This window comes from Micromonospora sp. NPDC050276, from assembly GCF_044459545.1.
Classification (GTDB): domain Bacteria; phylum Actinomycetota; class Actinomycetes; order Mycobacteriales; family Micromonosporaceae; genus Micromonospora.
On record NZ_JBITJA010000011.1, the window covers coordinates 51,082 to 72,420 of the forward strand.

Annotated in this window: 19 protein-coding genes; 12 read left to right on the forward strand and 7 right to left on the reverse strand. The window is 70.8% G+C overall.

The annotated features are described in order from the left end of the window. The first annotated feature begins 19 nt into the window (after positions 1-19). From ACIBF8_RS23420 to ACIBF8_RS23445, 6 genes are all read left to right on the forward strand, one after another. Entirely contained in the window at positions 20-478 is a 459-nt protein-coding gene (locus tag ACIBF8_RS23420; protein ID WP_396785602.1) for a hypothetical protein, read from the forward strand. A 228-nt stretch (positions 479-706) separates the two neighbouring features. Further along, the gene (locus ACIBF8_RS23425; protein ID WP_396785604.1) at positions 707-2,380 is read left to right on the forward strand and encodes an ABC transporter substrate-binding protein; all 1,674 of its coding nucleotides are present in this window, start codon (positions 707-709) and stop codon (positions 2,378-2,380) included. A gap of 97 nt (positions 2,381-2,477) precedes the next feature. Then, the gene (locus ACIBF8_RS23430; RefSeq protein WP_396785606.1) at positions 2,478-3,485 is read left to right on the forward strand and encodes an ABC transporter permease; all 1,008 of its coding nucleotides are present in this window, start codon (positions 2,478-2,480) and stop codon (positions 3,483-3,485) included. Between the two features lie 65 nt (positions 3,486-3,550). Further along, positions 3,551-4,510 (forward strand): ABC transporter permease, encoded by a 960-nt coding sequence (locus ACIBF8_RS23435; RefSeq protein WP_396785811.1) that lies wholly within the window; start codon positions 3,551-3,553, stop codon positions 4,508-4,510. A gap of 55 nt (positions 4,511-4,565) precedes the next feature. Next, a complete protein-coding gene (locus ACIBF8_RS23440; protein WP_363612336.1) occupies positions 4,566-5,552 on the forward strand; it encodes an ABC transporter ATP-binding protein in 987 nt (328 codons plus the stop codon). Continuing rightward, complete coding sequence (locus tag ACIBF8_RS23445; RefSeq protein WP_396785607.1) at positions 5,549-6,649, forward strand: ABC transporter ATP-binding protein; 1,101 nt, start codon at positions 5,549-5,551, stop codon at positions 6,647-6,649. The genes ACIBF8_RS23440 and ACIBF8_RS23445 overlap by 4 nt, the downstream gene beginning before the upstream one ends. Positions 6,650-6,704: 55 nt before the next feature. On the opposite strand, the gene ACIBF8_RS23450 is transcribed toward ACIBF8_RS23445, so the two are convergent. Both ACIBF8_RS23450 and ACIBF8_RS23455 read right to left on the reverse strand, forming a co-directional pair. Further along, positions 6,705-7,094 carry a hypothetical protein gene (locus ACIBF8_RS23450; protein WP_396785608.1) on the reverse strand — a complete coding sequence of 130 codons (390 nt, stop codon included), beginning with the start codon at positions 7,092-7,094 and terminating at the stop codon, positions 6,705-6,707. Continuing rightward, positions 7,070-7,726 carry an HNH endonuclease family protein gene (locus tag ACIBF8_RS23455; protein ID WP_396785609.1) on the reverse strand — a complete coding sequence of 219 codons (657 nt, stop codon included), beginning with the start codon at positions 7,724-7,726 and terminating at the stop codon, positions 7,070-7,072. The genes ACIBF8_RS23450 and ACIBF8_RS23455 overlap by 25 nt, the downstream gene beginning before the upstream one ends. A 107-nt stretch (positions 7,727-7,833) precedes the next feature. On the opposite strand from ACIBF8_RS23455, the gene ACIBF8_RS23460 reads away from it, so the two are divergent. Next, on the forward strand, positions 7,834-9,327 hold the full coding sequence (locus tag ACIBF8_RS23460; RefSeq protein WP_396785611.1) for an MFS transporter: 1,494 nt from the start codon (positions 7,834-7,836) through the stop codon (positions 9,325-9,327). Between the two features lie 30 nt (positions 9,328-9,357). On the opposite strand, the gene leuA is transcribed toward ACIBF8_RS23460, so the two are convergent. The 3 genes from leuA to ACIBF8_RS23475 all read right to left on the reverse strand — a co-directional run bounded on the left by leuA (position 9,358) and on the right by ACIBF8_RS23475 (position 12,831). Then, positions 9,358-11,109 (reverse strand): 2-isopropylmalate synthase, encoded by a 1,752-nt coding sequence (gene leuA / locus ACIBF8_RS23465; RefSeq protein WP_396785613.1) that lies wholly within the window; start codon positions 11,107-11,109, stop codon positions 9,358-9,360. 308 nt (positions 11,110-11,417) lie between these two features. Continuing rightward, a complete protein-coding gene (locus ACIBF8_RS23470; RefSeq protein WP_396785615.1) occupies positions 11,418-11,957 on the reverse strand; it encodes a nitroreductase family protein in 540 nt (179 codons plus the stop codon). 85 nt (positions 11,958-12,042) lie between these two features. Next, positions 12,043-12,831, reverse strand: coding sequence for a hypothetical protein (locus ACIBF8_RS23475; protein ID WP_396785616.1), 789 nt, complete (start codon positions 12,829-12,831; stop codon positions 12,043-12,045). Between the two features lie 259 nt (positions 12,832-13,090). Here ACIBF8_RS23475 and ACIBF8_RS23480 point away from each other — a divergent pair, with 259 nt between their 5' ends. Continuing rightward, on the forward strand, positions 13,091-14,356 hold the full coding sequence (locus ACIBF8_RS23480) for an aspartate kinase (RefSeq protein ID WP_030489892.1): 1,266 nt from the start codon (positions 13,091-13,093) through the stop codon (positions 14,354-14,356). Positions 14,357-14,361: 5 nt separating this feature from the next. Continuing rightward, complete coding sequence (locus tag ACIBF8_RS23485; RefSeq protein WP_396785617.1) at positions 14,362-15,423, forward strand: aspartate-semialdehyde dehydrogenase; 1,062 nt, start codon at positions 14,362-14,364, stop codon at positions 15,421-15,423. A gap of 196 nt (positions 15,424-15,619) precedes the next feature. Here the strand turns inward: ACIBF8_RS23485 and ACIBF8_RS23490 are convergent, their stop codons facing one another. Then, positions 15,620-17,029 (reverse strand): diguanylate cyclase, encoded by a 1,410-nt coding sequence (locus ACIBF8_RS23490; RefSeq protein WP_396785618.1) that lies wholly within the window; start codon positions 17,027-17,029, stop codon positions 15,620-15,622. 199 nt (positions 17,030-17,228) lie between these two features. On the opposite strand from ACIBF8_RS23490, the gene ACIBF8_RS23495 reads away from it, so the two are divergent. Then, positions 17,229-18,008 (forward strand): phosphodiesterase, encoded by a 780-nt coding sequence (locus tag ACIBF8_RS23495; protein WP_396785619.1) that lies wholly within the window; start codon positions 17,229-17,231, stop codon positions 18,006-18,008. 23 nt (positions 18,009-18,031) lie between these two features. Then, entirely contained in the window at positions 18,032-18,496 is a 465-nt protein-coding gene (locus tag ACIBF8_RS23500; RefSeq protein WP_396785621.1) for a hypothetical protein, read from the forward strand. A 48-nt stretch (positions 18,497-18,544) separates the two neighbouring features. On the opposite strand, the gene ACIBF8_RS23505 is transcribed toward ACIBF8_RS23500, so the two are convergent. Then, entirely contained in the window at positions 18,545-19,339 is a 795-nt protein-coding gene (locus tag ACIBF8_RS23505) for an alpha/beta fold hydrolase (RefSeq protein ID WP_396785622.1), read from the reverse strand. A 280-nt stretch (positions 19,340-19,619) separates the two neighbouring features. Between ACIBF8_RS23505 and ACIBF8_RS23510 the strand changes: the two genes are divergently transcribed. Next, positions 19,620-21,326: a bifunctional metallophosphatase/5'-nucleotidase gene (locus ACIBF8_RS23510; RefSeq protein ID WP_396785623.1), complete on the forward strand. Its 1,707-nt coding sequence runs from the start codon at positions 19,620-19,622 to the stop codon at positions 21,324-21,326. Positions 21,327-21,339: the final 13 nt, after the last annotated feature.

Genomic DNA, 21,339 nt, shown 5'->3' on the forward strand with positions numbered 1-21,339 from the left:
TGCCTCTGGGAGGTGGCGTGTGACGACACGGCGGCCGGTCGGGCGGTCCCGGCCTCCGGTGGTGCTGATGGTCGTGCTGGCCCTGGCCATCGTCGGCGTCGCCGTGGCGATCGAGGTGGGGACCGGGCGACTGGCCGCGGACAGCCGCGCGAAGGAGGCTCGGGCGGAAGCCGACGTGACCCGTGACGCGCAGGCGTACGCGGCCGCGGTGGTCGCCGCCGGCGAACCGGCACCTAACGACGACCGGTTGGCGGCGGTCGCGGAGGGCACTGGGGTGCAGATCCGGGAGGTCCGCCGGCAGCCCGATCTGTTGGTGATCGTGTACGGTTCGGCCCGCTTCGGCACATTGTTCGGCGCGGGCAGCTTTGCGGCCTGCCACCGCGTGACCTTCCACGACCTGGGCACGGCCGCGGCGGGTTCCGTCGTCGAGCGGCTGGCCGACTGCCCACCGCCCGCGCCCGAGCCGACGCCCTCCTGAGCGTCCCGACGTTCGTCAGCGCGCGGTTCGACGGCTGGCTTCGTGGCGCCCGGGTTTGTGTCGCTCGATGTATTCGCCGAACCGTCGACTGTCAGACCCGCGGCGCAAGGTGTCGGCTTGATAGCGATTGCCTAACGCCCGTTCCGCTTCCCGTGTGACATGTCATAGCCTCCCGCACACGGACCGAGCCACAACTCGGTGTGGTCATCCGCATGACAGAGGTGAGAGATGCAGGCGAGAAGGCTAAAAACGGCTGTGGCCATCGCGGCCGTTGCCGCACTGGCGGTCGGCGCGGCCGGCTGCGCGGAGAGCGATCGCGACGGTGACAGTGGCGAGGCCAAGACTGGCGGCACCTTCATCTTCGCGGGTGCCGGTGACCCGAAGAACTTCGATCCGATCTTCAACGATGACGGTGAGTCGTTCCGGCCGGTCCGGCAGATGTTCGACACCCTGGTGAGTCACAAGCCGGGCACCGCCGAGCTGCAGGGCGGCCTGGCCGAGAGCTGGGAGCACGACCCCGAGGGCAAGGTCTGGACGTTCAAGCTCCGCCAGGGCGTGAAGTTCCACGACGGTACGCCGTTCAACGCCGCTGCGGTCTGCTTCAACTTCGACCGCTGGTACAACATGAAGGGCGCTGCCGCCCAGTCCCAGATGATCTACTACATGGACGTCTTCGGCGGCTTCGCGAAGAACGAGAACGAGGACGCCGGCAAGCCGATCTACAACAAGTGCGAGGCGAAGGACGACGGCACCGCCATCGTCACCCTCAACCAGTACAAGGGCGCCTTCCCGGGTGCCTTCGCGCTGACCTCGCTCTCGATCGCCAGCCCGGACGCCCTGAAGAAGTACGACGCCGACACGGTGAAGCAGAACGGCGACTCGTTCGAGTACAGCGCCTTCGCCACCACCAACCCGGTCGGCACCGGCCCGTTCACCTTCGGTGGCTGGGACAAGGCCAAGAACGAGATCACCCTGAACCGCAACCCGGACTACTTTGGCGAGAAGGCCAAGGTGGACAAGATGATCATCAAGGTCATCAAGGACGAGAGCACCCGTAAGCAGGAGCTCCGTGCCGGCACCGTGCAGGGCATCGACTTCCCGGCCCCGGCCGACCGCAAGGCGCTCGAGGGTGAGGGCTTCCAGGTCATCAACCGCCCGGCGTTCAACATCCTCTACCTGGGCCTCAACCAGAAGAACCCGAAGCTGAAGGACCTGCGGGTGCGCCAGGCGATCGCCTACGCGCTCAACCGCCAGCAGCTGGTGCAGACCAAGGGCCCGGGTGGCGCGAAGGTCGCCGACGAGTTCCTGCCGGACACCGTGCTCGGCTACGCCCCGGACGTGCAGAAGTACGAGTACAACCCGGACAAGGCCAAGCAGCTCCTCAAGGAGGCCGGCGCCGAGGGTCTGACGCTGAACTTCTACTACCCGCCGGACGTCTCCCGGCCGTACATGCCGAACCCGCAGGAGATCTTCACCGTCCTGGCCAACGACCTGCAGGCCGTGGGCATCAAGGTCAACGGTGTGCCTCGCCCGTGGAACGGTGGCTTCAAGGACGACGTGCAGCAGTTCGGCAAGCAGGACCTGCACATCCTCGGCTGGACCGGTGACTACAACGACCCGGGCAACTTCGTCGGCACGTTCTTCGGCCGGGCCAAGGCCGAGTTCGGCGACCAGGCGATGACTGAGATGTTCGACGCCATCGCCAAGGCCGACGCCACCGTCGACGACGCCGGCAAGAAGGCGGCCTGGGAGCAGGTCAACCGGGACATCGCCGCCAAGTGGCTGCCGGCCGTGCCGGTCTGGCATGCCCCGCCGGCGATCGTCGTCACGAAGGATGTCAAGGGTCTGGTTGCCAGCCCGCTGACCGACGAGCGGTTCAACACGGTCAGCGTCAGCAAGTGACGTTTTCCGGCTGACGCCGTAGGCGTGATCGGCCCGGGTCCGGGGTTCTCCCGGCCCGGGCCGATCGTGCGACCATCGAGAGTCTGGTGTGTGAGAGATGTTGCGAGTCATAGTCCGCCGGCTACTCCAGCTGGTGGTGACCCTGATAGCGCTGTCGGCGCTGATCTTCATCTGGCTGCGGAATCTGCCCGGTGGCACGGTCGAGGCGCTGCTCGGCGAACGGGCCACCCCCGAGCGCCGCGCCCTGCTGACCAAGGCGCTCGGCTACGACCAGCCGATCCTGGTGCAGTACGGCAAGTTCATGCAGCGGGTGGTGACAGGCGACTTCGGCAACTCGATCCGGACCGGTGACCCGGTCACCGAGGTCATCAGCCGCGCCTTCCCGGCCACCATCGAGCTGGCCCTCGCCGCGATGATCATCGCCGTTGGTCTCGGCGTTCCGCTGGGGTATCTCGCGGCACGCTGGCGGGGACGCTGGCCGGACAACCTCACCATCGCCGGCACGCTGCTCGGCATCTCGATCCCGATCTTCTTCCTGGGCTACCTGCTCAAGGACGTGTTCACCCAGAACATCCACTGGTTCCCGCCGTCGGGGCGGCTCACCACCGGTCTGGACAACACGAACGTCACCGGATTCTTCGTGCTTGACGGCCTGCTCACCCGTGAGTTCGATGCCAGCGCGGACGCGTTGTGGCACCTCGTCCTGCCCGCGATCACGTTGGCCACCATCCCGCTGGCGGTGATCGTCCGGATCACCCGGGCCAGCGTGCTCGACGTGCTCAACGAGGACTACGTACGGACCGCCGAGGCCAAGGGCCTGCGGCACCGCACCATCCGCGGCCGGCACATCCTGCGCAACGCGTTGCTGCCGGTGGTCACCACCATCGGGTTGCAGACCGGCGCGCTCCTCTCCGGCGCGGTACTCACCGAGAAGGTCTACAACTGGGGCGGCATCGGCACGCTGATCACCGACTCGATCAGCGGTGGCCGGGACTACCCGGTGCTCCAGGCGATCATTCTGCTCGCCGCGCTGGTCTTCGTGGTGGTCAACCTGCTGGTCGACCTCTCCTACGCCTTCATCGACCCGAGGGTGCGTGTGCGATGAGTGACCCGACCACCCAGGCCGGCACGCCGGCCCCTCGCAGCGGGGACGACAAGCCGCGCCCCGGCATGAGCGAGCGCAGCATCGGCCTGCTCGGTGACCGCAAGAAGGCACGGCTCGACGAGCTGGCCCGGGCGAGTGCCGCCGACCGGGGCGGAATCAGCCTCGTCCGGGACGCCGTGCGCAGGCTTCGGCGCAACCCGGTCGCCATCGTCGGTGCCACCATCGTCGGGCTGTTCGTCCTGATGGCGGTCTTCGCTCCGCTGATCGCGCCGCACGATCCGGTGCAGCGCTTCGACGAGCTGACGAAGAACCTCACCGTGGACACCATCCCCGGTGCCAGCGGCGACTTCCCGCTCGGCTCCGACCCGCTCGGCCGGGACTTCCTGTCCCGGATGATCTACGGCGCCCGGCAGACGCTCTTCGTCGGCGTGCTCGCCACCCTCATCGGTCTCGCGCTCGGGGTGCTCATCGGCGCGATCGCCGGCGCCTTCGGCGGCTGGGTCGACGTGGTGCTGATGCGACTCACCGACGTGATGCTGGCCCTGCCGAGCCTGCTGCTGGCGATCACCCTGGTCGCGATGGCCAGCCGATCGAGCCAGTGGACGGTCATCTTCGCGGTGGCCATCGTGAGTGTGCCGATCTTCGCTCGGTTGCTGCGCGGTTCGATGCTGGCCCAGCGGGAGAGCGACCACGTGCTCGCCGCCCGCGCACTCGGCGTCAAGGAGCGCAACATCGTGCTGCGGCACATGCTGCCCAACTCGCTGACCGCGGTGATCGTGCAGGCCACGTTGACCTTCGCGGTGGCCATTCTGGATGCCGCTGCGCTCTCCTTCCTGGGCCTCGGCGACCCGGACATCAACCGGGCCGAGTGGGGCCTGATGCTCGGCGTGGACGGTCAGCGCTACTTCGAGGTCCGCCCGGAGTTGGCGTACTACCCGGCGCTCGCGATCATCGTGGTCGCGCTCGGCTTCACCCTGTTGGGCGAGGCGATGCGCGAGGCGATCGACCCGAAGAACCGGCGGTGACAGCGGTGCGTGCAACAAGCCCGGCCGGCGCCTGCCGGCGAGAGGAAGTGACTCGATGAGCCTGCTCGACGTCCGTGACCTGAGCGTCGTGTTCCAGCGACGCGGCGAGCGGCCCTTCACCGCCGTCGACAAGGTCAGCTTCTCGGTGGAGCCGGGGCAGACCGTCGGCCTGGTCGGCGAGTCCGGCTGCGGCAAGAGTGTGACCAGCCTGGCCATCATGGGCCTGCTGCCCAAGCGCGGGAACAAGGTCACCGGAGAGGTGCTCTTCGAGGGCACCGACCTGCTGAAGCTGCGGCCGGACGACATGCGCGACCGGCGCGGCCGGGAGATCAGCATGATCTTCCAGGACCCGCTGTCGTCGCTGAACCCGGTCATCCCGATCGGAGTCCAGGTCGCCGAGGTGCTGGAGCGCCATCAGGGCCGTGACCGCAAGCAGGCGCTGCGGGAGTCGCGGGATCTGCTCGACGCGGTCGGCATCCCCGACCCACAGCGGCGACTCAGCGAGTACCCGCACCAGATCTCCGGCGGGATGCGCCAGCGCGCGCTGATCGCCATCGCGCTGGCCTGCAAGCCTCGACTGCTGATCGCCGACGAGCCGACCACCGCGCTCGACGTGACCATCCAGGCGCAGATCCTCACCCTGCTCAAGCAGTTGGTCGACGAGACCGGCACGGCCCTCGTCATGATCACGCACGACCTGGGCGTGGTGGCCGGGCTCTGCGACACCGTCAACGTCCTCTACGGCGGCAAGGTCGTCGAGCGGGCGCGACGGCACGAGCTGTTCGCGCACGCCCGGCACCCGTACACCCACGGGCTGCTCAACTCGGTGCCCCGGCTCGACTCACCACGCGGCGAGCGGCTGCACGCGATCCGGGGGTCGGTCTCCGACAACATTCCCTGGGCGGAGGGGTGCGCGTTCGCGCCACGCTGCGACAACGTCGTGGACGCGTGCCTGGAAGGGCCTCCACCGCTGGAGCCCACCGCCAGCGGCGGTGACCTCCGCTGCAACAACCCCGTCTCGGAGGAGGTGGCGGTCCGATGACCGAAGAGACCGGTCCCCTGATTGAGCTGCGCGACGTCAAGGTCCACTTCCCGATCAAGAGTGGCCTGCTCTTCGACCGGACGGTCGGGTACGTCTACGCGGTGGACGGTGTGTCACTGAGCATCCGCAAGGGTGAGACGTACGGCCTGGTGGGCGAGTCGGGCTGCGGCAAGTCGACGTTGGGCCGGGGCCTGCTGCGGCTCGTCGAACCCACCGACGGTGAGATCATCTTCGACGGCACCGACGTCCGCGCGCTCAAGGGCGAGGCGATGCGGCGAGCCCGCCGGCGCATGCAGATGATTTTCCAGGATCCACTCTCCAGCCTCGACCCACGACAGTCCGTGGAGTCGCTGCTGGTAGAGGGGCTCAAGGCGCACGGGCTGGCCGGCGACAAGGTGGAGACCAACCGGCGGTTGCGCGAGACGCTGGAGGCGGTCGGCCTGCCCGCCTCCGCCCTCGGCAAGTACCCGCACGAGTTCTCCGGCGGCCAGCGCCAGCGGATCGGCATCGCCCGGGCGCTGGTGCTCAACCCGGACCTGATCGTCGCCGACGAGCCGGTCTCCGCGTTGGACGTGTCGATCCAGGCCCAGGTGCTCAACCTGCTGGAGGACCTGCAGAACGAGCGCGGCCTGACGTACCTGATCATCGCGCACGACCTGGCTGTGGTCCGGCACATCGCCGACACGGTGGGCGTCATGTACCTGGGCGGTCTGGTGGAGGAGGCGTCCAGCGACGACCTCTACCGCGAGCCGATGCACCCGTACACCCGGGCACTGATGTCCGCGGTGCCGGTGCCCGACCCGGTGGTGGAGGACCGCCGCGAGCGCATCCTGCTCGCCGGCGACCTGCCCTCGCCCACCAACCCGCCGTCGGGCTGCCGGTTCCACACCCGGTGCCCGTGGGCGCAGCCGACCCGGTGCGCCGACGAGCGACCGGAACTACGCGACGTGGTCGGCGGGCACCGGGTGGCCTGCCACTTCGCCGAGGACATCACCGCCGGTCGGATTCGGCCGCACGAGGTCGAGGTGGAGTTGGTCCGCCCCACGGAGGGCACCGGGCCGGTCGATCCGCCGGGCGAGTTGATCCCCACCCCGTGACGCCGCCAGGGGCCGTCCCGTCCAGGGCGGCCCCTGGACGCCGTGTCGGAGGTGGTCAGCCCTCGGGGCGGTTCAGCAGCCCCACCGCGACGCCGTGCACCGCGTCCAGCGCGGCCGGGTCGGTCAGCGCGACCGACGCGCCGGTCACCGCGTACCACTCGTCGGCGTCCTTGTACTGCACGCGCAGGGTGACCTTGCCGTCCGCGTACTCGGTGCGCAGCGTCAGATCGCCGGTGACGACACCGACCTCGTCGGTCATCACGCCGCCGGGGCCGGGCACGATGTCGGTGGTGCGGCTCTGCGGGCCGGCCGCGCCGCCCGAATCGGCGACCATGCCGGCACCCGGCACGGCGGCGGGAGTCTCGGCGGTGCCGTCCGCGGTCATCCCGGCGGCGGCCGGGCCGCTCTCCCCGGCGGCGGTCACGAATCGCTCCCCACTGAACAACCCTCCAACATGTCGGTCAGGGCGGCCTTCTCGGCGCTGGTCACCGTCAACCGCCAGTAGTGCTTGACCGTCACCCAGTCTTGGGCATATTTACACCAGTACGATCGGTTTGCCGGCTTCCACTGGGACGGGTCCTGGTCACCCTTTGCCCTGTTCGAGGAGGCGGAAACCGCGATGAGCTGCGGACGGGTGGTGTCGTTGGCGAAATCGCCGCGCTTCGCGTTGTCCCACTCGTCGGCACCCGAGCGCCACGCGTTGGCCAACGGCACCATGTGGTCGATGTCCACCTGGGAGGGATCGGTGGCGCTGCGGCCGTCGTACACGCTCTCCCAGCGCCCACCGACCACGTTGCAGCCGGAGAGCTTCACGTCCTTGCCGTCGCGCTGGAGGATGCTGTCCCGAACGTCGCAGTTCTTGCCGGTGTCCCGCCAGTGCGGAAAGCGCTCCCGGCTGTAGCCCTTCATCGAGCCGGCGGTGGCGACGGTGAGCTCGCTCAGCTGCTCCGCGGCATTGCCGCCGTCGCTCGGCGGCGGCGCGGTCGGCTCATCCTGCGGGACGCAACCGGCAACGCCGAGCGCCAGCGCCGCGGTGAGCGCGGCCACCGCCGCTCGCGGTCCTGATCTGGTACGCACAGACGACACCTCTCCAGCTTGGGGGCTCCCGGCGATTGCGCACAGTACCCGGGCAGGGTTTCGGCGTTTCGTGGCGTCTCCCACATGATGCAAGGCAGATTGGTGGGATGACCGCACCCGCACCGGCGTCCGCCCTCCGAATGGGGACCACCGCCGGCCGGGGCACGCTGCTCGCCGCCGTACTCGCCTCTGGCATGGTCTTCCTTGACAGCACCGTCGTCAACGTGGCGCTGCCGAAGCTCGGGCAGGACCTCGGCGCGAACGTGTCCGATCTCCAGTGGACCATCAACGGCTACCTGCTGATGCTGGCGGCGTTCGTGCTGCTCGGCGGCGCGCTCGGGGACCGCTTCGGCCGGCGACGCCTCTTCCTCGTCGGCGTGGTCTGGTTCACCGCCGCCTCGGTGCTGTGCGGGCTGGCCCAGGGCACCGGTTGGCTGATCGGGGCCCGGTTCCTCCAGGGCGCCGGCGGAGCGTTGCTCACCCCCGGGTCGCTGTCGGTGCTCCAGGCGAGTTTCCACCCGGACGACCGGGGCCGGGCGATCGGTGCCTGGGCCGGGCTGTCCGGGGTGTCCACCGCGCTGGGCCCGTTCATCGGAGGCTGGCTGATCGACACGCTCTCCTGGCGCTGGATCTTCTTCCTCAACCTGCCGATCGCCGTGCTCGTGGTGTTGGCCGTGATCCGCTGGGTGCCGGAGAGCCGGGACGAGAGCGCCTCCCGGACGCAGGGACGGGGTCGGGCCCACCGACGGTTCGACGTGGCGGGAGCGCTGCTCGGAGCGCTCGCCCTCGCCGGCGTCACCTACGCCCTCATCGACGCGCCGGCCCGCGGGTTCGACTCGGCCGAGGTGGTGATCGCGGCAGTGGTCGGGTTGCTGTCCGCAGTGGCCTTCATCCTGTTGGAGCGGCGGCGAGGCGACGCCGCGATGCTGCCCACCGGGCTGTTCAGCAGCCGACTCTTCTCGGTGCTGAACCTCTTCACCGTGGTCGTCTACGCGGCGCTCGGCGGCTTCACCTTCTTCTTCGCCGTCTACCTGCAGAACGTGGTCGAGTGGTCGGCCTTCCGCACCGGCATCGCGTTGCTGCCGATGACCCTGCTGCTGTTGGCCGGGTCGGCCCGGGCCGGTGCGCTGTCGGCGCGGATCGGCCCACGGCTGCCGCTGACCATCGGGCCGGTGGTCGCCGCGGTCGGCCTGCTGCTGCTGCGCGGCGTCGGACCGGGCGCGTCGTACTGGCGGGACGTGCTGCCCGGGGTGCTGCTCTTCGGCATCGGGTTGACCCTGGTGGTGGCACCGCTGACCGCGTCGGTGCTGGCCGCCGTGCAGGACCGGTTCTCCGGGGTGGCCAGCGGCTTCAACAACGCCGCGTCCCGGGCCGGCGGCCTGCTCGCGGTGGCGGCGCTGCCGCTGCTGGTCGGGCTCTCCGGCGGCGGGTACGAGCAGAAGGCCGAGCTGACCGACGCGTTCCGGGGCGCGATGGAGTGGTGTGCCGGGCTGCTCGTGGCGGGCGCGGTGCTGGCCCTCGTGCTGGTCCACCGACCGCCCCGGGAAGCACCGCCGTCCCAGCCCTGCCACTCGCTGCCCGCCGCCACGCCCCCGAGGTAGCGAACCACCTCGGGGGCGCAGCGCGTGCGATCAGCGGCGTGCGCGGTTGACGGCGCTGGTGACCGCCTTGATCGACGCGGTGACGATGTTGGCGTCGGTGCCGACACCCCAGACGGTCTTCCCGTCCACCTCGCACTCCACGTATGCGGCGGCCTGCGCGTCACCACCCGAGGAGAGCGCGTGCTCGTGGTAGTCGAGCACCCGCACGCCCACCCCGACCGACTGGAGCGCGTTGACGTACGCGTCGATCGGGCCGTTGCCGACCGCCGGCAGTGACCGCTGCTCACCGGCCACCCCGACCTGGGCCTCGATCTCGACCTTGCCGTCCGCGGTGCCGATCGTGTAGCCGGCCAGCCGGACCGCCGGGTCGGGCTGGTGGTCGAGCAGGTAGTGCGTCGCGAAGATCTCCCACATGGCGGCCGGGTCGACCTCGCCGCCGTCGTGATCGGTGACCTGCTGCACCACCCCGGAGAACTCGATCTGGAGCCGGCGCGGCAGGTCCAGCTGGTGCTCGCTCTTCATGATGTACGCGACGCCGCCCTTGCCGGACTGCGAGTTGACCCGGATGACCGCCTCGTAGGTGCGGCCCAGGTCCTTCGGGTCGATCGGCAGGTACGGGACCGCCCAGGTGTGCTCGTCCACCGGCACGCCGGCCGCCTTCGCGTCGGCGGCGAGGGCGTCGAAGCCCTTCTTGATGGCGTCCTGGTGGGAGCCGGAGAAGGCGGTGTAGACGAGGTCGCCCGCGTACGGGTGGCGCTCGTGCACCGGCAGCTGGTTGCAGTACTCGACGGCTCGGCGGATCTCGTCGATGTTCGAGAAGTCGATCATCGGGTCGATGCCCTGGGAGAAGATGTTGAGCCCCAGGGTCACCAGGTCGACGTTGCCGGTGCGCTCACCGTTGCCGAACAGGCAGCCCTCGATGCGGTCCGCGCCGGCCAGCAGGCCCAACTCGGCGGCGGCCACGCCGGTGCCCCGGTCGTTGTGCGGGTGCAGGCTCAGCACCACGCTGTCCCGGCGCGGCAGGTGCCGGTGCATCCACTCGATCGAGTCGGCGTACACGTTGGGGGTGGCCATCTCGACGGTGGCCGGCAGGTTGATGATCAGCGGCCGGTCCGGGGTCGGGTCGATCACGTCGATCACCCGGGAGCAGACCTCCAGCGCGTACTCCAGCTCGGTGCCCGTGTACGACTCCGGCGAGTACTCGTAGAAGATCTCCGTGTCCGGGGTGTGGATCTCCGCGTACTTCTGGCAGAGGCGCGCCCCGGTGGTGGCGATGTCGGCGATGCCGTCCCGATCCAGGCCGAAGACGACCCGCCGCTGGAGGGTCGAGGTCGAGTTGTAGAAGTGCACGATGGCCCGCTTCGCGCCGCGCAGCGACTCGAACGTCCGGTCGATCAGGTGCTCCCGACACTGCGTGAGCACCTGGATGGTGACGTCGTCCGGGATCATGTCCTGTTCGATGAGCTGTCGGACGAAGTCGAAGTCGGTCTGGCTGGCCGACGGGAAACCGACCTCGATCTCCTTGTAGCCCATCTGGACCAGCAGCTGGAACATCCGGCGCTTGCGCTCCGGCGACATCGGGTCGATCAGGGCCTGGTTGCCGTCCCGGAGATCCACCGCGCACCAGCGGGGGGCGGCATCGACGGTGCGGGTGGGCCAGGTGCGGTCCGGCAGCTCGACCCGGAACTGCTCCTGGTACGGCTGGTAGCGGTGGTACGGCATCCGGCTGGGTTGCTGCCGGGCGATCGGATCGGTCTCGGCGTCGGTGACAGGTTGAGCCATCTCAGAGTGCTCCCTGGAACATGTGGCGTCAGCAGATCGGAAGGTGTCGGCGAGATGCCGGGCGACGATGCGCGGCGGTGCCGAGGGGAAGCTCAGATGTGCTGGACGGCGCGATGCGACTCCGCGACGAGGTGCCGGCCGGTCAGGCCTCGTCGCGGCGGCTAAGGAGGAGAAGCGCCCGCCACATGACCAGGTCACCCTACGTGATGGAACGGGGGGTGGAAAGGCGGGTCCGGACTATGGGACCGAGGTCATGGGCGGCGCTGTGGCCTCGACATTCAGCCGCGGCGAGTAGCCGAGGTGACCGGTCAGCCGAGCAGGAGGTCGGCCAACGGTCGGCGGCGGCGCAGGCCGGTCTCCTCGGCGACGAGGTCCGCCGGCAGGCTGAGCGGGTCGCCGAGCTGCCCGACGACGAGCACCGCGTACGGCCGAACGTCGGCGGGAAGGTGCAGGTCGGCGGCGAGCCCAGCGCGGTCCACGGTCAGCACCTGCCGCACGTGCAGCCCCAGCGCGGTGGCCTGCACGGTGAGATGGGCGACCGCCTGGCCCAGGTCGTACGCGATCCCGTCGGCCGGCGCGGCGTCCGGGTCGACGTGCGCGGCGAGCAGCAGCGCGGCGGCCCGGTGTGCCCAGCGTTGGTCGCGCTCGGGCAGGTTGACCAGGATCCGCTTCCACGTCTCGTCGTTGCGGTAGCCGAGGGTGAACCGCCAGGGCTGGCGGTTGCCCAGGGAGGGTGCCCAGCGGGCCGCCTCCAACAGGGAGGAGGCGTCGGCCGCGGTCAGCTCCTCGGTGGGGTGGAACGCCAGCGGACTCCAGCGGTAGGCGAGCAGCGGGGTGAGGTCGACCATGGGACATATCGTCCTGTATGGGTGATTCTCTGCTGAAGGCGGGGGTGGCTAAATGTGGTCAAGGGCACCCATAACCGTACGAAGATCAGGACGTTCCCGCGTCCGGGCTGTCCGACGGGTCAGGGGTCGGTGGCGCTGCCGTTTCCAGCGGCTCCCGGTCGACCACCACCGGGCCGGCCAACTGCACGGTGGCCGGTGCCGGGCCGGGTGGGGCGGCCAGCCTCAGCGTCCCGGCCCCGGTCCGGACGCCGGTCGTGGTGCCGTCCCGGTCGTAGCAGTAGATGCCCACATCCAGCGGGGCGTTGAGCGACGCCGAGGTGGAGTCCACCGAGTAGCAGGTGCCGGTGAGGCCCTCGGGCGCCTTGGCCGGGGCCACCGCCAAGGGTGCGCGCCGATCGGTGAGCACGTCCAGCCAGTCGGTGAGCGGGTGCTGGACCCGGGGGTCCGACCGGCGGGGGATCGCATCGTCGCGCTCACCCAGGCGTACGCAGCTCGCCGACTCCGGATGCCCGGCTGATGGCAGGGCGCACTGGAACAGCCCGTCGGCCGTGGTGGCCATCGAGACGTCGACGGTGCCACCCAACGCGCCCCCCGGCACGTCGACCCGCCAGCTGCCGTCGTTCGCGCTGGTGAACACGATGGTGCGGTCCGGCTGGTCCGCCTGGCTGTACACGTACTGCGCCACCAGGTGACGGTCCCGGGCGGCCGCGGCCAGCGCCGCCAGCTCGTCCCGCGCGGCATCCACCGCGACCGGCCCCGGATCGGCGGGCGGCGGGGTCGGCGGTTGCCCACTGGTGCAGGCGACCAGCAGTGCCGGCAGGGCGAGGGCGAGCGGCCCGAGCACACGGCCGGCCGAGCGGTTGAGGACGGGCATCGGCCCATTCTGGGGGGTGCGGGCGATTGGTGGGAGCCGAGGCGTACCAGGCTCGTTCCGGCGTGTCGGGCGGGGCCGTCCCCGCGTACCGCCGGACCTGGTGGGACCGGCCCGGACGGCCCCGGGCGGGCCGGATGGTGGGATCACCTGACCCGGCGTCGTTACCGGCCGGATACCCTCAAGGGGTCTGACACGCGCCGCCGGCCCCGGTTCCGGCGGCGTCGGCACGCTCAGGGTCACTGGGAGGGAGTGCACCGTCGTGGCACTCGTGGTGCAGAAGTACGGCGGGTCCTCCGTCGCCAATGCCGAGCGGATCAAGCGGGTGGCCGAGCGCATCGTCGCCGCCCGCAAGGCCGGCGACGACGTGGTGGTGGTGGTCTCCGCGATGGGAGACACCACCGACGAGTTGCTCGACCTGGCCAACCAGGTCAGCCCGCTGCCGCCGGGCCGCGAACTGGACATGCTGCTCACCGCCGGGGAGCGGATCTCCATGGCCCTGCTGGCCATGGCCATCCACAACCTGGGGTACGAGGCCCGCTCGTTCACCGGTTCCCAGGCTGGCGTGATCACCACCTCGGTGCACGGCCGCGCACGGATCATCGACGTCACCCCCGGGCGGCTCAAGGGCGCGCTCGACGAGGGGTCGGTGGTCATCGTGGCCGGCTTCCAGGGCGTCTCGCAGGACACCAAGGACGTCACCACGCTGGGCCGCGGTGGTTCGGACACCACCGCCGTGGCGCTCGCCGCCGCCCTGCACGCCGACGTCTGCGAGATATACACCGACGTGGACGGCATCTTCACCGCCGACCCGCGGATCGTCCCCAACGCCCGGCACATTCAGCACATCACCTACGAGGAGATGCTGGAGCTGGCCGCGTGCGGCGCGAAGGTGCTGCACCTGCGTAGCGTGGAATACGCCCGTCGGGCGGGGTTGCCGATCCACGTCCGTTCGTCATACTCGACCAACACCGGCACGATGGTCACCGGATCGATGGAGGACCTTTCCGTGGAGCAGGCACTGATCACCGGGGTCGCGCACGACCGCAGCGAGGCCAAGATCACGATCGTCGGGGTGCCCGACGAGCCAGGTGCCGCCGCGCGGATCTTCGACACCGTCGCCGGTGCCGAGATCAACATCGACATGATCGTGCAGAACGTCTCCACCGAGGGCACCGGCCGGACGGACATCTCGTTCACTCTGCCCAAGGCCGACGGCCCGACCGCGATGGCGGCGCTCAGCAAGATCCAGGAGCCGGTCAAGTTCAAGGGCCTGCTCTACGACGACCACGTCGGCAAGGTTTCGCTGATCGGCGCCGGCATGCGTTCGCACCCCGGGGTGGCGGCCGGCTTCTTCGCCGCGCTCGGCGCGGCCGGGGTCAACATCGAGATGATCTCCACCTCCGAGATCCGGGTCTCCGTGGTCTGCCGGGACACCGACCTCGACGCCGCCGTCCGCGCCATCCACGACGCGTTCGAGTTGGGCGGCGACACCGAAGCCGTGGTCTACGCGGGGACGGGTAGGTAGCGCCCATGACGGCGCTGCCCACCCTCGCCGTGGTCGGAGCGACCGGTGCCGTCGGCACCGTGATGTGCGAGCTGCTCACCGGGCGACGCAACGTCTGGGGCGAGATCAGGCTGCTGGCCTCCGAGCGGTCCGTAGGGCGTCGGGTGCGCTGCCGGGGTGAGGAGCTGGTCGTCCAGGCGCTGACCCCCGAGGCGTTCGACGGTGTCGACGTGGCCATGTTCGACGTACCCGACGAGGTCTCCGCCGAGTGGGCGCCGATCGCCGTCGCCCGGGGCGCGATCGCGGTCGACAACTCCGGCGCGTTCCGGATGGACCGCGACGTTCCGCTGGTCGTTCCCGAGATCAACCCCGAGCAGGTCCGCAACCGGCCGCGGGGCATCATCGCCAACGCCAACTGCACCACCCTCGCGATGATCGTCGCGGTCGCGCCGCTGCACCGCGAGTACGGCCTCCGGGAGCTGGTACTCGCCTCCTACCAGGCGGTCTCCGGAGCCGGTCAGTCCGGCGTCGACATCCTGCACGACCAGCTCACCAAGGTCGCCGGTGATCGGGCGCTCGGCTCGCGGACCGGCGACGTACGCCAGGCGGTCGGCGACGAGCTGGGCCCGTTCCCGGCACCCATGGCGCTCAACGTGGTGCCCTGGGCCGGCTCCCCGGCGGACAGCGGCTGGTCCTCGGAGGAGATGAAGATCCGCAACGAGTCGCGGAAGATCCTCGGCCTCCCCGACCTCAAGGTGTCCGCCACCTGCGTCCGGGTGCCGGTGGTCACCGCGCACTCGGTGGCCGTGCACGCGGTCTTCGCCACCGAGGTCGACGCCGAGGGTGCCCGCGAGGCGCTGCGCAACGCGCCCGGGGTGATCCTGGTCGACGACCCCGCCGCCGGCGAGTTCCCGATGCCGATCGACGCGGTCGGCACCGACCCGTCCTGGGTCGGCCGGATCCGCCGCGCCCTGGACGACCCCCGCGCCCTCGACTTCTTCGTCACCGGCGACAACCTCCGCAAGGGCGCAGCCCTTAACACGGCCCAGATCGCCGAACTCCTAGCCAAAGAACTCCGCACCCCCTAACGGCTCCCGCATCCCCCCGCATCCCCCCGGCCTCCCGCCCGGCCCGGCCCCGCCCCGCCCTGGGCGTCGATCATGGAGTTGTGGTGGGCGAAATGGGATTTAGCAAGGCTTATGTCCGGCACCACAACTGCATGATCGACGCGGGCAGGCTCGGGTGGGGTGCGGGCAGGCGGGGTGGGGGCGGGCGGGGTGGGGGCTACGCCGCGGAGAGTAGGACGCCGTCGCGGCCTTGGCGTTTCACCGCGTAGAGGGCTTGGTCGGCTCTCTTGAGGGTGCGGTCGGGGGTTTCGCCGGGGCGGGGCAGGGCGACACCCACGCTGATCGTGCGGCCGACGCGTCGGGCCGCCTCGGTGAGTCGTTCGGCGATCCGGACCGCCTCCTCGGGGCGGCTCACCTCGATCACCGCGACGAACTCGTCGCCGCCGATCCGGTACAACTCGTCGCCGTGCCGCAGCGCCCCCTCCAGCGCCCGGGCCAACCCGACCAGCACCCGGTCGCCGGCCTGGTGGCCGTACGTGTCGTTGACGGTCTTGAAGCCGTCCACGTCGATCGCCAGCAGGGCCGTACGCCCCGGGGTGGCCGCTGCGATCCGCTGCCCGAACGGGCCGGTGTGCCGCAACCCGGTCAGCGGGTCGGAGCTGGCCTGCTCGCGCAGCCGGGCCAGCGTGCGCAGCCGGTCGATGCTCGTCCAGGTCTGGCCGGCGAGCAGCTCCATCAGGCTGACCGTGGTCGGGTCCGGGCGGAGCGTGCGATCGTCGGCGACCAGCAACACACCGCCGGCATCCGGCGGCCCGACCGGCACGGCGACCAGCGTGCGTACCCCGGCACGGGTCAGTGGTCGGTAGTCCTCGGTCGGCGGATGCCCGGCCTCGCCCAGGGTGTAGCCGGCACCGTAGCGGTGTGCCCGGTCGACCATCCGGTCCAGGGCGGCCGGACCGGCCCCGGTCAGCTCGGCGCGGATCCGGGTCTCCAGGTCGCTCGGCACCGCCGGAGTCGGGCCGAGTTGGCCGCCGATCAGCAGCAGCGCCGTGGAGAGGGCGGAGACCTCCCGGGCGGCGTCGGCCGCCACGCCCAGCACCGCACCCTCGGTGGGTGCGGCGGAGAGCGCGGCGGCGTGTCGGAGCAGCTTCTCACTGCGGCTCTCCGCCGGTGGGCCACCGAGGGCGGCGATCCGCGAACCGAGCCGGTCGGCCACCCGCTGCGCGGTCTCCCGCCACGGCTCCAGGTCGGTTGGCTCACTCCATTGCAGGTCGAGCACGCCGATCGCCCGGCCGGTCGGGTCCAGCACGGGTACGCACAGCTCGGCGCTCACGTCCGGGCGTACCGGAAGGTAGTCCGGGTCGACGGTGACGTCCGGGACGACGGCGGGAGCGCCGGTGGCGTACACCCGGCCGACGATGCCGGTCCGCGCGGGCACGGTGGCGAAGACCTGCCAGGCCCCGGTCGCCGCGACGCAGCGCAGGCGGTCGTGGACCGCGAGCAGCACGGAGATGGTGGCCGGGGTGTGGCGGGACAGCGCGGTGACCGTCCACCGGCACGCCTCCGGCGTGCTCGACGCCATCGGCAGGCGGACGGTGACGTCACGGATGACTCGCTGATGATCCACTCGCACGTCGTTCCAGGTAGGGGAGGGGCCCGGCCGGCGCCGAGCCGCGCGATCAAGCGTACTCACGGCTGCTGGGACCAACCTGGCTTCGTACACACGTGCTATCCACAGGCTGTGGACGCAGCCTGTGGGCGGGTACCCCCCGGGACGCCGCACGCGGCGATAGCGTGGAGCATCCCGGCGCCGAGGAGGCGAGCCCATGCTCATCGCCCAGCTCAGTGATCCGCACCTGACCACCGGCCTGCTCGCCGCCGAACCGGCCGCCGGGTTGCACCGAGCGCTCGGCCGGGTGCTGGCGTTGCGGCCCCGACCGGACTGCGTGGTGATCACCGGGGACCTGGCCGACCACGGGCAGCCCGACGAGTACGCGGCGCTGCGCGAGGTGATTGGCCGGTTCCCGCTGCCGGTGCACCTGACCACCGGCAACCACGACGACCGGGAGTCGCTGCTCGACGCGTTCGGGGGTACGCCGTGGCTCGGCGGTGGCTTCTCGGCCTACTACCACGTCGACCACGAGGCGGCGTCCGTCGTGGTGCTCGACTCGCTCGTCCCCGGCAGCGACGGCGGTCAGCTCGGCGAGGAGCAACTCGGCTGGCTCGACGGGGTGTTGGCCGGGCGACCCGAGGTGCCCGCCGTGCTCTTCCTGCACCATCCGCCGGTCGCGGTCGGCATCCCCGTGGCGGACTCGATCCGGCTCGCCGACGGTGACGCGCTCGCCGAGGTGATCGGCCGGCACCCGCACGTCGTACGGGTCGCCGCCGGCCACCTGCACCGCCCGGTCACCACCGCGTACGCGGGCACGGTCCTCACCGTGGCCCCCAGCACGTGGAAGCAGAGCACCCTCACCATGAGCGCCGACGAGCAGATCGGGTGGGTCCACGAGCCCACCGCCTTCCTGCTGCACTCGGTCGAGGCGGGCGGCTGCGTGACCCACACCGTGCAGGTGAGCCACTCCGCCGGCCGGACCTGCGGCTTCTGAGGGTGCCGTCGTGCTGGTCTGGTATGTCGCGTACGGGTCGAACATGCACGCCGCCCGGCTGGCCTGGAGCCGCGGCCCGCGCCTACCTGGTCACCCTGGAGCAGTTCACCGACATCGCGGCACAGGAGATGTACCGCCCAGCGGGTGACACCGCCGAGCTGATCTCGGCCACCGGCGCGGCCATCGACGCCGCCGTCGCCACCGGACGGGCCACGCTCGGCCCGGGGCGGTACGAGACGCTGGTCTGCCCGGGCAGCCGCGACGGCGTGCCGATGCTCACCTTCACCGCACCCGAGGGGGCCTCGGCGGTGCGATGCCGGCCACCCGCGCCGATCTACCTCAGCATGATCGCCCGTGGGCTGCACGAGTCACATGGCTGGCCGGCCGAGCGGATCGCCACCTACCTGGCGGGCCGGCCCGGCGTGCCGGACGCCTGGCTACCGGATGCCGTAACCGCCCTGGTCACCGAGGCGTTGGTCAACGTCTGACCCGCCGGTCAGGCCGTCACCGAGTCGGGCCGGTGGGCGGGCGTGCCGTCAATTGAGCAGGAACTCCCGCAGCGCGGGGGCCAACGTCGCCGGCGGCACGTCGTGGTAGCCACCGTCGAGGCTGATCGACCGGCCGCCCGGGACCGCCTCGGCGGCGGCTCGGCTGGCGTCCCGCAGCCACTGTGGACTGCCGGTGCTGTCCACCGCGAGGGTCGGCGCGGTGATGGCCGCCAACTGGTCGGCGGGGAGCCGCCCGCCAGCGGTGACGATCGCGTCGTACGGCAGGGTGTGCGCGATCGCGGTCAGCCCACCCCACATCGGTTGCGACCGCATCCCGCTGATCGCCTCGGCCGGCAGCCCCACCGAGGCGCTGAGGAAGGTCTCCACCGCGCCGTCCCGGTCGTCGGCCGCGATCAGCTCGATGAGCTGTGCGGTGATGTCCTTGCGGACGCCCACGTGTGAACCGACCTGAAACGGTGGCTCGAAGAGGACCAGCCCGGTCACCGGCAGACCCTCCGCGGTGGCGAGGGCGGCCAGGACCGCCCCGGAGGAGATGCCGTAGACCGCGGCGGAACCGCCGGCCACCGCGATCAGGGCGGCCAGGTCGTCGATCTCGCGGCCGACCTCGTACGGTGGGGTGTCGCCGCTGTAGCCCCGACCTCGGCGGTCGTAGCCGAAGACGGTGAAATCCGGTGCCAACGCCGCACCCAGCTCGCGGGTCGCGTTGCGATCGCTGAACGCGCCGCCGACCAGGATGACCGCCGGCCCGGCACCGGACCGCTCGAAGGCGATGGGTGTGCCATCCGCCGATCGCACCTGCTCCACCGATGTCGCTCCGCTCACGATGCCGCCCCCTGTCCGCGTTGGCTGTCCCGTCCTTTCTAGACCCCGGGTCCGACCGTGTCCGGCAGACCGCAACAAACGACGATCGATTCCGACCCCGCCATCGGGGGCTGCGCCGATGTGCTGCTCGGCTCGACCGCTCGGCGTCCGGATGAGAGGCTGTCGGGGCTGGCGGACATGCTCAACCGCCGCCAACCGCGACCCTTCCGACGGCGTCGATCGGCGGTCTGGTCGACCCAGAGGCCGGGCACCGTACGCGCCGATTCTCACGAGGAGATCCATGTTGATACCCGGGATGCGTCGGGCCGCTGTCGGCCTGACCGCGTTCGCGGTGGCCGCTTTCGGCGCGGTCGCCACCAGCCCTGAGCAGGCCGACGCGCGGCCGCAGCCGGTCGACGTCACCCTGCTGGCCCTCAACGACTTCCACGGCAACCTCGAACCGCCGACCGGGTCCAGCGGCACCATCGCCGGGCAGACCGCGGGTGGCGTCGAGTACCTGGCCACCCACCTGGCCGAGCTGCGCGCCGCAGCCAAGAAGAAGAACACCATCACGGTCGCCGCCGGTGACCTGATCGGCGCGTCCCCGCTGCTCTCGGCCGCGTTCCACGACGAGCCGACCATCGAGGCGCTCAGCATGGCCGGGCTGGACTACGCCAGCGTCGGCAACCACGAGTTCGACGAGGGTGCCGCCGAGCTGCTGCGGATCCAGAACGGTGGCTGTCACCCGGTGGACGGCTGCGCCGACGGCACCCCGTACCGGGGCGCCGGCTTCCAGTACCTGTCCGCGAACGCCTTCACGACCGCGACCGGCAAGCCGCTGCTGGCCCCGTACGCGATCCACCAGGTGCAGGGCGTCAAGGTCGGTTTCATCGGGATGACCCTGGAGGGCACCCCGCAGATCGTCAGCCAGGAGGGCGTGGCCGGCCTTAGCTTCGCCGACGAGGCGGACACCGCCAACCGGTACGCTCGCGAGCTGCTCCGCAAGGGCGTGCAGGCGATCGTCGTCCTGCTGCACGAGGGCGGCGCCCAGGCCGCGACCGGCGGGATCAACGACTGCGTCGGCATGACCGGGCCCATCGTGGACATCACCAACCGGATGGACCCCTCCATCGACGTGGTGATCAGCGGGCACACCCACCAGGCGTACAACTGCAACATCAACGGCAAGCTGGTCACCAGTGCCAGCTCGTTCGGTCGCCTGGTCACCGACATCGACCTCAAGATCGACCGTCGGAGCGGGGACGTGCTCTCCGCCGCCGCGAACAACGTCGTGGTCACCCGGGACGTGGCCAAGGACCCGAGGCAGACCGCTCTGATCGACCGGTACAAGACGGTGCTCGGCCCGGTCGCGGGCCGCGAGGTCGGTGTGACCAGCGAGGCGATCACCCGGAGCCAGGAAACCCTCTTTGGTACGAGTCTGGGCGAATCGCCCCTGGGCAACCTCATCGCCGACGCGCAGCTCGCCGCCACCGACGACGAGCAGGGCGCCGTCGCCGCCTTCATGAACCCGGGCGGGGTCCGGGCCGACCTCGACGCCGGCACGGTCACCTACGAGGAGGCGTTCACGGTCCAGCCGTTCGCCAACAACCTGGTGACCCTGGACCTGACCGGCGCGCAGCTCTACTGCGTCTTGGAGCAGCAGTTCGTCACCAACCGGACGCTGTACCCGTCGGCCACGGTGGGCTACGTGGTCGACCCGAACGGCACCACCGGCACGGTGGCTGACCCGTGCGTCGGCACCCGTGTGGTCCGGGGCAGCCTCACCATCGGCGGCACCGCGGTCGACACCGCCGCCACCTACCGGGTGACGGTGAACAACTTCCTGGCCGGTGGCGGTGACGGCTTCAGCGCCCTCACCGCCGGGACCAACCAGGTCACCGGGCAGATCGACCTGGACGCCTTCGTGGCGTACCTGACCGCCCAGTCGCCGGTCTCCGCACCGGCGCTGGACCGGATCCGCACCACCGCCGAGGTCCCCGCCGCCTGACGGCCGACCCCTC